The sequence below is a fragment of the Hylemonella sp. P2_B10 genome, assembly GCF_056404875.1.
On record NZ_JBFUDE010000004.1, the window covers coordinates 662973 to 677098 of the forward strand.

Genomic DNA, 14126 nt, shown 5'->3' on the forward strand with positions numbered 1-14126 from the left:
CTATTCGATCTCTTCAATACAAGCCGCTAAGGTGACGATGACGTCCACCGACGCCGAGCAGTAGCTGCCGTCGCTCATGCGCGCCACCGCCGTCAGCGTCTGTGTGTTGGCCAGGCGTAAGCGGGTGGACACCTGGGCGCGGGCGGCGCGCGGCCCCAGCGTGAACACCACCACGTCGGGTTGCGGGTTGCGTTGGTTGAACAGCGCCAGCGCGGTAGCGCGCACGCCGGGCGATTCGGCCGCTGCGGCGTTGATGGTGACGGGCACGGTGTTGCCGTTGTCCACCAGCGGCGCCACGTCCAACACCAGCTTGCCCACCGTGGGTTGCACGCCGCCGGTGAAGGCTTGGATGGCGGTGGCCATGCTTTCGGGTGTAGCGCCAGCGGTACGCACCAGCAACAGCGCGCCGGCACCGGCCAACAGCTTGCGGCGATTCATTGGCGCGGGCTTCATGGCGTGTCCAGCGTCTGCAGGTAGGCCACCACATCCTCGATCTGCTGCGCGCTCAGGATGGTCTTGCCGGCCAGCGCGGCGGGCACGCGGTTCAGCGGTGCGGTGGGCATGTAGTAGGCCGGCATCATGGTGGTGGGGTTCAGGCGCGAGGGTTCGACCAGGCGCAGCCGCAGTTGTTCCGCACGCCAGCGCGCGCCGCTGCCTTTCAGGTCCGGCGCCAGGTTGCCCTGGAAGCGCTCTTCAGGAATCGGCCCGCTGTGGCACAGCAGGCACAGGCCTACCTGCCGGTTGGCCACAATCGCGCGTCCGCGCACCGCGTCACCCGGCTGGTTGGTCAGCGGCGGGCAGCCGTCGCCCGGCGGGCAAGCCGGGTTGGCCAGGGCCGCCCCACAGGCCAGCAGCAACAGCAGGGCGGCTGGGCCTTTCACACCGGGGTCACGCCCGCTTCAGGCTGTGGTTCTTCAGCGGCATGTCGCGCACCCGCTTGCCGGTGGCGGCGAAGATAGCGTTCAGCACCGCCGGCGCCGCCACGGCGATGGTGGGCTCGCCCACACCGCCCCAAAAGCCGCCCGAGGGCATGACGATGGTTTCCACTTTGGGCATGTCGACCATTTTCACGACCGGGTAGGTGCTGAAGTTCTCCTGCTGCATCTGGCCGTCTTTCAGCGTGCACTCGCCGTACAGCATGGCCGACAGGCCGTAGGCGAAGGAGCCTTCCACCTGCGCCTCGATCTGCTGCGGGTTGACCGCGTAGCCGGAGTCGGTGGCGGCCACGATGCGGTGGATCTTCACCTGGCCGGCCTTGCTGACCGACACCTCCGCGCAGGCCGCCACATAGCTGCCAAAACCCATGGTCTGTGCCAGGCCACGGAACTGGCCCTTGGGCGCCGGCTTGCCCCAGCCCACCTTCTCGGCCACCGCGTTCAGCACCGCCAGGTGCTTGGGCGACTGGGCCATCAGCTTGCGGCGCAGCGCCAACGGGTCCTGCTTGGTGGCGTGCGCGATCTCGTCGATGAAGCACTCCAGGTACAGCGTGTTCTGGTTCAGGTTGACGCCGCGCCAGAAGCCCGGCGGCACCGGCGGGTTGCGCATCGCATGGTCCACCAGCAGGTTCGGCACGGTGTAGCCGATCGACGCCTCGGGCCCGGGCGGGTTCAGGCCCTGGAAGACGACCGGGTCCTTGCCGTCCTTGATGTTCTGCGGTGCCACCGCCGCCAGGATGGACTGGCCGGAGATGCGCATGTGCAGGCTGGTCAACTCGCCCTTGGCGTCCAGGCCGGCGGTCAGCTTGCACTGGGTGACCGGATGGAAGCGGCCGTGCAGCATGTCCTCCTCGCGCGACCACAGCAGCTTCACCGGCGTGCCGGGCAGTTCCTTGGCGATCAGCACCGCCTGGCGCAGCCAGTCCTGCATGCCACGGCGGCCGAAACCGCCACCCAGCAGCTGCTTGTAGACCTCGCACTTGTCGGCCGGCAAGCCCGAGGCCTCGACCAGCGTGGCCAGCGAGGCTTCACCGTTTTGCGTCGGCACCCAGGCGTCGCAGCGCTCCGGCGTGTAGCGCACGGTGGCGTTCATCACCTCCATGGTGGCGTGGTTCTGGTGCGGGAAAGAGTAGACGGCCTCGATCTTGCGCTTGGCTGCCGCCAGCCCAGCCTTGGCGTCGCCGTTCTGGTTGCCCACCACCGCGTCGGTGGCGGTCAACCCGGCTTTCAGCGTGGCGGCGACGTCGGCGCTGGAGACCTTGGCGTTGGGGCCCTTGTCCCATTCGATGGGCAGCGCGTCCAGCGCCGTCTTGGCGTGCCACCAGGTGTCGGCCACCACGGCCACGGCGCTGTCGCCCACCTGCAGCACCTTCTTCACGCCGGGGCGCGAGGCGATCTTGCTGGCATCAAAGCTCTTGATCTTGCCGCCGAACACCGGGCAGTCCTTGATGGCGGCGTTCAACATGCCGGGCAACTTCAGGTCCATGGAGTAGACCTGGGCGCCGGTGGTCTTGGCGACCGTATCCAGCCGGGCCATGCGCTTGCCGGCCAGCTTCCAGTCCTTCGGGTCGCGCAGCACGATGTCAGTGGGCGCCGTCAACTTGCCCGCAGCGGCGGCGACCTTGCCATAGGTCGTCGTGCGGCCGCTGGGCGTGTGGGTGATGACGCTGCTGGCCGCCTTGCACTCGGCCACCGGCACGTTCCATTCGTTGGCGGCGGCCTGCACCAGCATCATGCGGGCGGCGGCACCACCCTTGCGCACATAGTCATGCGAGGTGCGTATGCCACGGCTGCCCCCGGTGCCGAAGTCCCCCCACACCCGCTTGCGCGCCAGGCTGGCGCTGGGGCCGGGGTATTCGGTGGTGACGCGCGCCCAGTCGGCGTCCAGCTCCTCGGCCACCAGCTGGGCCAGCCCGGTCAACGTGCCCTGGCCCATCTCGGAGCGGGCGATGCGGATGATGACGCTGTCGTCCGGCTTCACCACCACCCAGGCGTTGACCTCGGCCACCGCGTCGGCGGCAGGCGCGGCCTGCTGCGCAAAGGCGGTGCGGGCGAGCGGCACATGGAAAGCCACCACCAGGCCGCCAGCGGCTGATGACTTCAGGAAGCCGCGGCGCGAAACGCCAGATAGCTTCTTGGCAGCGGTTTGGACGGCGGCGCTCATGCTTGCGCTCCCGGCACGTGCTGGATGTCCAGCCCGGCAGTCTTGATGTCACCGCCCGCCGCCACCACGTGGATGGCCTTGCGCACCCGGTTGTAGGTGCCGCAGCGGCAGATGTTGGTCATCGCCGCGTCGATGTCGGCGTCGGTGGGCTTGGGCTTCTGTTTCAGCAGCGCCGTGGCCGCCATGATCATGCCGGACTGGCAGAAGCCGCACTGCGGCACGTCCAGCGCAGCCCAGGCCTTTTGCACCGGGTGCGAGCCGTCCTTGGACAGGCCTTCGATGGTGACGATTTTCTGGCTGGCAGTGACGCTGGAAGCCGGCCGCACGCAACTGCGCGTCGCCACCCCATCGATGTGCACCGTGCAGGCACCGCAGGCGGCGATGCCGCAGCCGTATTTGGTGCCCGTCAGGCCCAGCTGCTCACGCAGCACCCACAGCAGAGGGGTGTCGTCCTCCGCCTCGAAACTCAGCATACTGCCGTTGACATTCAGTTGCGCCACTTCAGCTCCTCGTTGGTTTTGCGGGGACTAACCGGCGGGAATATACACCTGCGCTTCGAAGTCTGCTTGTCACTTCTCCGAAAGCAGTTTTCACCGGTTCGTGTGCTCTGCTGGCCGCTGTGCGCTGAGGGTTCGCTATCTGCCGATGCCACTGGGGCGCGTGGCTACGCGGATGTCCCCCGGGCCTGCGGCCCTCCTCCTTGATTCCGCTCCGCCACACGCCCCAGCGACATCGGGCTCGTTGGCATGCGTGATGCTGGCATGCCGGCCCCGTTTGCGGTTAAGCCGCAGGCCGGTGACTGGCGATCGGCGACCGAAGCGCTACCTCGGCACCGATTGAAGCTCCAGGATGTTGCCCTCCGGGTCCGTGACATAGACCCAGGTCAGCCGCTTGCCCAAGGCATTGGTCAGCGTCACGACCTCGCCGACAGCTCTGCCTCCCGCGCCCAGGACCGCCTCGCGCGCGGCAGGAACGTCATCCACCACGAACGCGATGTGGCCAAACCCTGGGCGGTTCACCGCCGCCTCGGGCTTGTCCTCGAGGATGTTGTAGTTGAAGATTTCCAGCGTGGGACCCTCGGGACCATGCCCGGGCAGGCGCAGGTGCTCGCCGCGCAACTCCGCGCCGGGGATGCCGGTGCCGCGCTCCAGGTCCGCGCCCTTGAAGTCACGCACAGGGGGAACGGGTGTGCAGCCGAACAGGTCCTGGTAAAAGCGGGACAGCGCCCGCCAGTCGTTCGCGACGAGATTGGTATGGCCATAGCGTGCGCCAGCGATCATTTTTCATCTCCCTTGACAGCGGTCGAAGTGCCGCGCTGGCAGTCTACGCGCGCGTGTGACTTGCACAAAGGGGGGTCGATACGGCAGTGATACAGCGGAAACAGGGCTGAAACAGAGCACCAGACTCGCTGGCACATGATCAAAAAGGCTCAGACAAAAGAGACAACTACCGAGTCGCCCGAGCACGACTAGATGCCCATGTATTTGCGCATGTCACTCGGAACGTCGGGGAACTTGCGGTAGAGAGGGTACGGCGTCACACCTTCGTTAAAAAGCTGCGTCGAATACAAGGATTCGGTTGACGGCCTGTATGCGATGGACATGTGGCGAAATGCCACTTTTCTCTGCGGGTCGATTTGATCAACCTTCAGGATGTTGTCGGCTGCGTCAAACAAAGCTCGGATCGGCCCGCCGAGCAGCGTATTCCTTTCAATGGAGCCGCCAACAATCCAGCCATCGCCATCGCCTTTCAGATAGAGCGCGATTCCGTCGATCACGATGGGGCCACGAAAGACGGCTTCCTTCCCAGCCCAGACACCCACAAGGTTGGCAGGCACAGCAAGAGCGGGACGAGTGATCCAGATCGCCGAGCTGGCGATGGTGAGCAAAGCCAGTCGCCGACCTCTGCAATTGAGCGGATGGCAATCGGACTGGGAGCGCATGCCTTCAGTCTAGGCGCCAGTGCTGCGTCTGCCAATCCCCCAACAGAGGGAGAGGCGAGACAAATGTGCATACCCGCCTCCGTTTAAAAGGTTATTTAGGGCACAGCACGCCAATGGCCCCCGATGTCGCTGGGGCGTGTGGCGGAGGGAAATCAAGGGGGAGGGCCGAAGGCCCGGAGGACATTCCCGTAGCCACGCGCCCCAGCGGCGTCGGCAGACCGCCAACCGTCAGCGCGTGGCCTTAGACAGGCGAAGACTTACATCAATTCCAAGGCAACGGCAGTGCCTTCGCCCCCGCCAATGCACAAGGTAGCCAAACCACGCTTCAACCCATGCGCCTTCAACGCATGCATCAGCGTCACCATGATGCGCGCACCGCTGGCGCCGATCGGGTGGCCCAGCGCGCAGGCGCCACCGTTGACGTTGACGATCTCGTGCGGCACGCCCAGTTCCTTCATCAGCGCCATCGGCACCACGGCGAAGGCCTCGTTGACTTCCCACAGCTGCACGTCCTTGGCACTCCAGCCGGCCTTGGCCAGCGCCTTTTGCGTCGCACCCACCGGCGCGGTAGTGAACCACTCCGGCTCCTGCGCATGGGTGGCGTGGCTGACGATGCGCGCCAGCGGCGTGGCGCCCAGCTTGGCGGCGGTGGAGGCACGCATCAGCACCATGGCGGCGGCGCCATCGTTGATGGACGAGCTGGACGCGGCGGTGATGGTGCCGTCCTTCTTGAAGGCGGGCTTCAGCGTCGGGATCTTGTCCAGCTTGGCCTTGGCCGGGCCTTCGTCGATGGACACCACCACGTCGCCAGCGCGGCCCTTGACGGTGACCGGCGTGATCTCGGCGGCGAAGGCGCCGCTGGCCGTGGCGGCCTGGGCGCGCTTGACGCTGGTGATGGCGAAATGGTCTTGCGCGTCGCGGCTGAACTGGTACTTGGCGGCGCAGTCTTCACCAAAGGTGCCCATGGCGCGGCCGGGCTCGTAGGCGTCTTCCAGGCCGTCCAGCATCATGTGGTCAAAAATGCGGTCGTGGCCGATGCGGATGCCGCTGCGGCCCTTCAACAGCAGGTGCGGCGCGTTGGTCATGCTCTCCATGCCGCCGGCCACCAGCACGTCGTGGCTGCCGGCCGTCAGCATGTCATAGGCGAACATCGCTGCGCGCATGCCCGAGCCGCACATCTTGGACAGCGTGACCGCGCCCGCGCCCTTGGGCAGACCGCCCTTGAAGGCCGCCTGGCGCGCCGGCGCCTGGCCCTGGCCAGCCATCAGGCAGTTGCCAAACAGCACTTCAGTGACCAGGTCGCTGGCCACACCCGAGCGCTGCATGGCGGCACGGATGGCGGCGCCGCCCAGGTCGTGCGCGGACAGGCTGGCGAAATCACCCTGGAAAGCCCCCATGGGGGTGCGGGCGGCGCCGACGATGACGATGGGATCAGAAGAGTTGGACATGGAATTTTCCTTTCAGCAAAACTAAACAGACAGACAAACCCGCGTGGGTCATCCTGCCTCGGTGACGAAGCGCTTCTCGCGCTCATAGGGGAAGACGTCGTGCACATGGCCGGCAGCGATGCGCTCCTGGTGCTTTTGCCAGAAGCCGGCGTCCAGCAGGTCAGCGTGGTGGCGCATGAACACCTCGCGCACCGCCGGGTTCCCCAGCAGGAAGGGGCCGAAGGTTTCGGGGAAGACGTCATGCGGCCCCACGCTGTACCAGACCTCGCCGGACATTTCGTCCTCTTCGTTGCGCGGCGCCGGCACGCGGCGGAAGTTGCAGTCGGTGATGTACTCGATCTCGTCGTAGTCGTAGAACACCACCTTGCCGTGGCGGGTGACACCGAAGTTCTTCCACAGCATGTCGCCCGGGAAGATGTTGGCGGCCACCAGGTCCTTGATGGCGTTGCCATACTCCACCACGCCGCGCTCGATCTGCTCGTGCGCGCGCCGGTTGGCGGTCTCGGTGGCGTCCGGGGCCGAGCCGGCGTCGAAGGCCTCCTGCAGGTAGATGTTCAGCGGGATCATGCGCCGTTCAATATAGACATGCTTGATGATGACTTCAACCTCGCCGTCGCCATCGCGGTCGCTGATCTCCAGCTGGCTGGGAGCGAATTGCTGGATTTCGGCGATCAGGTCGTCCTCGAAGCGCGCGCGCGGGAAGGCCACCTCGCTGTATTCCAGCGTGTCGGCCATGCGGCCCACGCGGTCGTGCTGCTTGACCAGCAGGTACTTGCCCTTGATCTGCTCGCGCGTGGTGTCCTTCTGCGGCGGGTAGTAGTCCTTGATGACCTTGAACACATAGGGGAACGACGGCAGGTCGAACACCAGCATCACCATGCCCTTGATGCCCGGCGCGATGCGAAACTTGTCGGTGGAGTGGCGCAGGTGGTGCAGAAAGTCGCGGTAAAACAGCGTCTTGCCCTGCTTTTGCAGCCCCAGGGCGCTGTAGATCTCGTTGCGCGGCTTGCGCGGCATCATGCTGCGCAGGAACTGCACATAGGCCGAGGGCACCTCCATGTCCACCATGAAGTAGGCACGGGCGAAGCTGAACAGCATCAACAGATCGTCCTCGCCGAACAGCGCGGCGTCGATCACCAGCTGGCTATCCACGCTGCTGTCGCCCCAGCCGGGGGCGGCGCCGTCCTCGGGCCGCTTGCGCTGCGCCTTGTGCAGTATCGGGAGCGCGAACGGGTACTCGTTGAAGCCGTTGATCAGCTTGCCCACCACATAGCAGCCCTTGTTGCGGAAAAACAGCCCGGTCAGCACCTGGATCTGGAAGTTCGCCCGCAGCTTGGCGCCGGCCAGCTTGCCCGCCATGGCGCCGTAGACGAAGCTGCAGTCGCGCTCCAGATCGACGAACTCGCGCCGCAGATCAAAGTCGCGCACCATCTGCATCAGCACATCGCGCATGGTCTCCAGCGTGGGGTAGTAGGCGCGGTAGGTGGGGCGGGCCTCGGGCTCCTTGTTCTCGATGTACTCGGTGCTGACGGCCGGGCGCACGAAGATGAAGTCGTTCTGAAAGTAGCTGTGGTGCAGGATCTTGGTGGTGACCGAGTTGAAAAAGGTCTCGGCCAGCTCGGGCTGGTGGTGCTCCACCAGCAGGCCGATGTAGTGCAGCTTGACCTGCTGCCACACGTCCATCGGCTGCTCGCCGCCCTTGAACTCGCGCTCCAGCCGCAGCGAACATTCCTTCACCCGCAGGTCGTAGAACTCGATGCGCTCACGCTGGGCGCGTTGCTGGCCGTGCCAGTCTGCCGTCTCAAAGCGGTGCTTGGCGCGCGCGGACTCGGTGCGGAACAACCGGTAGTGGCGGTTGAAGCCGTCCATCATCGCCTTGGCGATGTCGTAGGCCAGCGGGGAGTCCAGGCGTTGCGGGAACATGGCGGCGCTCAGGCGGGCCGGGGGGCCACCGCCACGGCGGCGACGGCCTCGTCGTACTTGGCTTCCAGCTCGCTGGTGCCGGACACCGTCATGTGCAGGTCCTGCAGCAGGCCGTCGCGCAGGCCGTAGGCCCAGCCGTGAAGCGTGACCGGCTGGCCGCGCGACCAGGCGTCCTGCAGCACCGTGGACAACGCCACGTTGACCACCTGCTCGATGACGTTGAGCTCGCACAGCGCGTCGGCGCGCTGGGCCTCGGGGATGGGCTCCAGCAGCGCGCGGTGCCGGTGCCGCACGTCTTGCACGTGGCGCAGCCAGTTGTCGGCCAGGCCGATGCGGGCGCCTTCCAGCGCCGCCTGCACGCCAGAGCAGCCGTAGTGGCCCACCACCATGATGTGCTCCACCTTCAGCCGCTCGACCGCGAACTGGATGGTGGACAGCGCGTTCAAGTCCGAATGCACCACCACGTTGGCCACGTTGCGGTGCACAAACACCTCGCCCGGCTCCAGGCCGGTGACCTGGTTGGCCGGCACGCGGCTGTCGGAGCAGCCTATCCACATGTACTTGGGGCGCTGCTGGGCGCGCAGGCCCTCGAAAAAGCCAGGGCGCTCGCGCTCCATCTGCGCGGCCCAGGCCCGGTTCTGGGTGAACAGTTCTTTCAGGGATGTGGTCATATCAGGTTCAGATTGTGCCGACTGGGCGTGACATCAGCCAGCCCAAGGCAATTCGCAAGTGGTCAGCGCCGCCTCGGCGCGCGCCACCACCGCATCGGGAAACGGGCAGGACTTGCGCAGATTCGTGTCCAAGTGAGCGGCCACTAGCAGCGTCTGCGCCGCAATTTCGCCGTTGTCCTGCCGGAACATCTGGTGCGCGAAGCGGATCACCTTCGGCTTCACCTGCAGCATCGCAGTGCGCACCACCACGGTGTCGCCGGCCTGCAGTTCGCGCTGGTAGGCAATGCGCTGATCCACCGCCGCCATGCCGCGGCCGTTGGCACGCAGCCAGGTCGGCGTCAGCCCCAACAGCGTGAACAGCTGCCAGGTGGCCTCGTCGAACTTGCCCACGTACCACATCACGTTCATGTGGCCCATGTGGTCGCAATGCCAGGGGTAGACGGTGCCACGGTAGGTTTCCAGCATGGCGCCGCTGCCGCTTGCCGGCGTGTCGGGTGGGGCCAGAAGGACTTCCATGGCGGGGCTCACATGGTCTCGGCAAACAGCTCGCGGCCGATCAGCATGCGGCGTATCTCGCTGGTGCCGGCGCCGATTTCGTACAGCTTGGCGTCGCGCCACAGGCGGCCCAGCGGGTAGTCGTTGATGTAGCCGTTGCCGCCATAGATCTGCACGCCCTCGCCGGCCATCCAGGTGGCTTTTTCGGCGCACCACAGGATGACGGAGGCGCAGTCCTTGCGCACCTGGCGCACGTGCTCGGTGCCCAGCAGGTCCAGGTTCTTGGCCACGGTGTAGGCGAACGAGCGACCGGCTTGCAGCACGGTGTACATGTCGGCCACCTTGCCCTGGATCAGCTGGAACTCGCCAATGCTCTGGCCGAACTGCTTGCGGTCGTGGATGTAGGGCACCACGTTGTCCATCACCGACTGCATGATGCCCAGCGGCCCGCCGGTCAGCACCGCGCGCTCATAGTCCAGCCCGCTCATCAGCACCTTGGCGCCGCTGTTCAGGCCGCCCAGGATCTGACTGGCCGGCACTTCCACGTTCTCGAACACCAGCTCGCCGGTGTGGCTGCCGCGCATGCCCAGCTTGTCCAGCTTTTGCGCGATGGAAAAGCCCTTCATGCCCTTTTCGATCAGGAACGCGGTGACGCCGCGCGCGCCCAGCTCGGGTTCGGTCTTGGCATAGACCACCAGCGTGTCGGCGTCCGGCCCGTTGGTGATCCACATCTTGCTGCCGTTGAGCAGGTAGTAGCCGCCCTTGTCCTGCGCCTTCAGCTTCATGCTGATGACGTCGCTGCCGGCACCCGGCTCGCTCATGGCCAGCGCGCCCACATGCTCGCCAGAGATCAGCTTGGGCAGGTACTTCTTGCGCTGCTCATCCGTGCCGTTGCGCTTGATCTGGTTCACGCACAGGTTGCTGTGCGCGCCGTAGCTCAGGCCCACCGACGCGGAGGCGCGGGAAATCTCTTCCATCGCGATCATGTGCGCCAGGTAGCCCATGTTGGCGCCGCCGTACTCTTCCCCGACGGTGATGCCCAGCACGCCCAGCTCGCCCATCTTGCGCCACAGGTCCATGGGGAACTGGTCGCTGCGGTCGATCTCGGCGGCGCGCGGTGCGATTTCCGCTTGCGCGAACTGGTACACCGCGTCGCGCAGCGCATCAATGTCTTCTCCCAGCTGGAAATTCAATCCGGGCATGTTCATGGTCGGTCTCCTGTCAGTTCTTCGAATGGTTCAATGGTGCACGCCGGGCCGGTCGTACACGCTCATCACGGTGCAGCTCATGGTGGCGATCAGCCGCTGCTGGCCGTCGTCCAGCGCGTAGGCGCGGCCATCCACCACGCTGATGGTGCGCCCGGGCTTGACCACCTGGCCCAGCATGCGGAAGGTCTGGCCTTTGGCGGGCGCCAGCAGGTTGATCTTGTATTCGATGGTCAGCACCGCCGCCTCGGGCGGCATCAGCGAAAAGGCGGCATAGCCGCAGGCCGAGTCCAGCGCGGCGGCCACCATGCCGGCGTGCAGGAAGCCATGCTGCTGCGTCAGGCCCTGCGCCCATGGCAGCTCGATGACCACCTGACCCGGCTGCACCGAGGCCAACGTGGCGCCCAACGTGCCCATGGCACCCTGACGCGCGAAGCTGGCGCGCACCTTGGCGTCGAATTCGGCATCCTTGGGGGTGAAGTAGGTTACGGTTTCCATGGCTCGGCCCCTTACTTGGACTTTTCAGCCTTGGCCAGCAGGGCCTTGGCCTCGCGCTGGTGCACCTTCAGCTCGTCCAGGTTGGCCTGCAGGTCGGCCATTTGCTCTTCGATCTGCAGGCGGTGCGCGGCCAGCACGGTCAGGAACTTGCGCAACTGCGGCCCGGTGTCGCGCGGGCTGTCGTACATGTCGATGATGTCCCTGGCTTCCGTCAGGCTCAGCCCCAAGCGCTTGGCGCGCAGCGTCAGCTTCAGGTGGGTGCGGTCGCGGCCGCTGTAGATGCGGTTGCGTCCACCCGGGCCTGTGCGCTCGGGTTTGAGCAGGCCCATGTCCTCATAGAACCGGATGGCCCGTGTGGTCAAATCGAATTCACGGGCCAGATCGCTGATGCTGTAGGTGGTTGCCATAGGTGACAGTGCGGTCAAGAGCAGACGCCTAGAATACGAGAGTTGACGTTTACGTAAACGTCAATTATGGACCAAAAATGCAGAAACCCCCGAACGAGAACGAGCTTGCGCTGAACTACCCGTTGGGCGACCAACTTCCCGACAGCGGGGGCACGCTGGAGGTGGCACCCGGGGTCAAATGGGTGCGCATGACGCTGCCCTTCGCGCTGGACCACATCAACCTGTGGCTGCTGCGCGATGAGCTCGATGGGGTGCCCGGCTGGAGCATCGTGGATTGCTGCATCAGCAAGGACGAGGCCAAGGACCAGTGGGAGCAGATCTTCGCCACCCAGCTGAAAGGCCTGCCGGTGCTGCGCGTCATCGTCACCCACATGCACCCGGACCACGTGGGCCTGGCCTATTGGCTGTGCCAGCGCTGGAACTGCCGGCTGTGGATGAGCGCCACCGACTACAACATGGCCCGCCTGGGCACCGAGGGGCCCACTGCCTTTGGCGGCGAGGCGGCAGCGCGCTTCTTCGCCGCCCACGGGCTGACCGACCCCGAATCGGTGGAGAAGATCAAGGGCCGGACCCGCTACTACCCCACGCTGGTGCCGGACATCCCGCGCCAGTTCCGCCGCATGATGGACGGCGACGTGCTGCACATTGGCGGACGCGACTGGCGCTGCATCGCCGGCTACGGCCATGCGCCGGAGCACATTGCCTTGTACTGTGATGAACTGCATGTTCTGATCGGCGGCGACATGATGCTGCCACGCATCTCCACCAACGTCAGCGTGTACGAGATGGAGCCCGAGGTCGACGCGCTGAAGCAGTTTCTGGACTCCATCGACCGCTTCAAGGCGCTCCCCGGGGACACGCTGACGCTGCCCTCGCACGGCAAGCCCTTCACCGGCCTGCACACGCGCATCCAGCAGTTGCACGACCACCACCGCGATCGCCTGGCCGAGGTGCTGGAGGCCTGCACGGTAGCGCCCCAGAGCGCCGCCGACGTGTTGCCGGTGCTGTTCAAGCGCCAGCTGGACCTGCATCAGACCACCTTCGCCATGGGTGAATCGGTGGCCCATCTGCACCTGCTGTGGTATGCCGGCCAGCTGCGCCGGCAGCAGGATGCCGACGGCGTGTTCCGCTTCGCGGCGGTCTGAAACATCACCCGGCGACAGGCCGGGACAGGGTCTGAGAAAATAGCAGCCATGAACACTGCCGCGAACACTCCCTTCAGCACGGTCTCCATCTCCCCCGGCATCCAGGTGGCCAACCAGGCACCCTTTGTGCTGTTTGGCGGCATCAACGTGCTGGAGTCACGTGACCTGGCGCTGCGCTCGGCCGAGGCCTACGTCAAAGTGACCGGCAAGCTGGGCATCCCCTATGTCTTCAAGGGCAGCTACGACAAGGCCAACCGCTCGTCCATCCATTCCTACCGCGGCCCCGGCCTGGAAGAGGGGCTGAAGATTTTGCAGGCAGTGAAAAGCGAGTTCGGCGTGCCGGTGCTGACCGACGTGCATGAGCCCTGGCAGGCCGCCCCTGTGGCCGAGGTGGTGGACGTGTTGCAACTGCCCGCTTTTTTGGCCCGCCAGACCGACCTGGTGGTGGCTCTGGCCAAGACCGGCCGCGTGATCAACATCAAGAAGCCGCAGTTCCTCAGCCCCAGCCAGGTGCAGAACATCGTGGAAAAGTTTGCCGAGGCCGGTAACCAGCAGCTGCTGCTGTGCGACCGGGGGAGCAGCTTTGGCTACGACAACCTGGTGGTGGACATGCTGGGCTTTGGCGTGATGAAGAAAACCACCGGCGACCGCCCGGTGATCTTCGATGTGACGCATGCGCTGCAGCAGCGCGAGGCCGGCGCCGCTGCCTCCGGCGGGCGACGTGAACAAGTGGCCGAACTGGCACGCGCCGGCATGGCCACCGGTCTGGCCGGCCTGTTTCTGGAAGCCCACCCCGACCCTGCCAACGCCAAGTGTGATGGCCCCAGCGCGCTGCCGCTGGACCTGCTGGAGCCGTTCCTGGCGCAGATCAAGGCGCTGGACGACCTGGTCAAGTCTTTCCCCGTGCTCCCGCTGTAAGCGGTCGCAGCGCCGTTGCTCAGGGCTTGCACAACGATGCCTGAATCGCTCAAACGCGCCGCAGCGGCGCGTGGGGCACCGAAAACTCCTGCCTATCGGCGCGACGGGATGTATCGGTTTTTGAGTGTTTAGCCGATACGCTGGTTTGGTCCTGCCTCTTGTGCAGTGGAAACTGCCCCCTTAGGCGCCCTGCCAAAAAAACGATGATAAATGGCTGAGAGTAGGGGGAAGAGTGCCCAAAGAGGGACCAGTGCCGTGACGATACTCAGAAGAGCGAATAGCCCTTGATTCCCGCCCCCGTATGGAATTCCCGACAGCAACGCCAACACTGCAATTAACAGCCATGCGATCCCTCCAAAAAACAATCTGAAGATC

The 14126-nt window shown here is 65.5% G+C and carries 15 protein-coding genes; 2 read left to right on the forward strand and 13 right to left on the reverse strand.

The window, feature by feature from the left end; genetic code table 11:
* The 13 genes from AC1DX2_RS20890 to AC1DX2_RS20950 all read right to left on the reverse strand — a co-directional run bounded on the left by AC1DX2_RS20890 (window position 1) and on the right by AC1DX2_RS20950 (window position 11688).
* Entirely contained in the window at window positions 1-453 is a 453-nt protein-coding gene (locus AC1DX2_RS20890) for a thiosulfate oxidation carrier protein SoxY (protein WP_477198322.1), read from the reverse strand.
* A complete protein-coding gene (gene soxX, locus AC1DX2_RS20895; RefSeq protein ID WP_477198323.1) occupies window positions 450-881 on the reverse strand; it encodes a sulfur oxidation c-type cytochrome SoxX in 432 nt (143 codons plus the stop codon). The genes AC1DX2_RS20890 and soxX overlap by 4 nt, the downstream gene beginning before the upstream one ends.
* A 7-nt stretch (window positions 882-888) precedes the next feature.
* The gene (locus AC1DX2_RS20900; protein WP_477198324.1) at window positions 889-3099 is read right to left on the reverse strand and encodes a xanthine dehydrogenase family protein molybdopterin-binding subunit; all 2211 of its coding nucleotides are present in this window, start codon (window positions 3097-3099) and stop codon (window positions 889-891) included.
* Window positions 3096-3599: a (2Fe-2S)-binding protein gene (locus AC1DX2_RS20905; protein WP_477198325.1), complete on the reverse strand. Its 504-nt coding sequence runs from the start codon at window positions 3597-3599 to the stop codon at window positions 3096-3098. The genes AC1DX2_RS20900 and AC1DX2_RS20905 overlap by 4 nt, the downstream gene beginning before the upstream one ends.
* A gap of 321 nt (window positions 3600-3920) precedes the next feature.
* Window positions 3921-4379: a VOC family protein gene (locus AC1DX2_RS20910; protein WP_477198326.1), complete on the reverse strand. Its 459-nt coding sequence runs from the start codon at window positions 4377-4379 to the stop codon at window positions 3921-3923.
* 188 nt (window positions 4380-4567) lie between these two features.
* Window positions 4568-4987, reverse strand: coding sequence for a hypothetical protein (locus AC1DX2_RS20915; RefSeq protein ID WP_477198327.1), 420 nt, complete (start codon window positions 4985-4987; stop codon window positions 4568-4570).
* Window positions 4988-5298: 311 nt separating this feature from the next.
* Window positions 5299-6489, reverse strand: a complete 1191-nt coding sequence (locus AC1DX2_RS20920) for an acetyl-CoA C-acyltransferase (RefSeq protein ID WP_477198328.1) — start codon at window positions 6487-6489, stop codon at window positions 5299-5301.
* Between the two features lie 48 nt (window positions 6490-6537).
* Entirely contained in the window at window positions 6538-8412 is a 1875-nt protein-coding gene (gene aceK, locus AC1DX2_RS20925; protein ID WP_477198329.1) for a bifunctional isocitrate dehydrogenase kinase/phosphatase, read from the reverse strand.
* Window positions 8413-8420: 8 nt separating this feature from the next.
* On the reverse strand, window positions 8421-9083 hold the full coding sequence (gene can, locus AC1DX2_RS20930; RefSeq protein ID WP_477198330.1) for a carbonate dehydratase: 663 nt from the start codon (window positions 9081-9083) through the stop codon (window positions 8421-8423).
* A gap of 33 nt (window positions 9084-9116) precedes the next feature.
* A complete protein-coding gene (locus tag AC1DX2_RS20935) occupies window positions 9117-9599 on the reverse strand; it encodes an acyl-CoA thioesterase (protein WP_477198331.1) in 483 nt (160 codons plus the stop codon).
* Between the two features lie 8 nt (window positions 9600-9607).
* Window positions 9608-10786 (reverse strand): isovaleryl-CoA dehydrogenase, encoded by a 1179-nt coding sequence (locus tag AC1DX2_RS20940; RefSeq protein WP_477198332.1) that lies wholly within the window; start codon window positions 10784-10786, stop codon window positions 9608-9610.
* A 30-nt stretch (window positions 10787-10816) separates the two neighbouring features.
* A complete protein-coding gene (locus tag AC1DX2_RS20945) occupies window positions 10817-11281 on the reverse strand; it encodes a PaaI family thioesterase (RefSeq protein WP_477198333.1) in 465 nt (154 codons plus the stop codon).
* A gap of 11 nt (window positions 11282-11292) precedes the next feature.
* A complete protein-coding gene (locus AC1DX2_RS20950) occupies window positions 11293-11688 on the reverse strand; it encodes a MerR family transcriptional regulator (RefSeq protein WP_477198334.1) in 396 nt (131 codons plus the stop codon).
* A gap of 77 nt (window positions 11689-11765) precedes the next feature.
* Here AC1DX2_RS20950 and AC1DX2_RS20955 point away from each other — a divergent pair, with 77 nt between their 5' ends.
* Both AC1DX2_RS20955 and kdsA read left to right on the forward strand, forming a co-directional pair.
* Entirely contained in the window at window positions 11766-12833 is a 1068-nt protein-coding gene (locus AC1DX2_RS20955) for an MBL fold metallo-hydrolase (RefSeq protein ID WP_477198335.1), read from the forward strand.
* A 48-nt stretch (window positions 12834-12881) separates the two neighbouring features.
* Window positions 12882-13751: a 3-deoxy-8-phosphooctulonate synthase gene (gene kdsA, locus AC1DX2_RS20960; protein WP_477198336.1), complete on the forward strand. Its 870-nt coding sequence runs from the start codon at window positions 12882-12884 to the stop codon at window positions 13749-13751.
* Window positions 13752-14126: the final 375 nt, after the last annotated feature.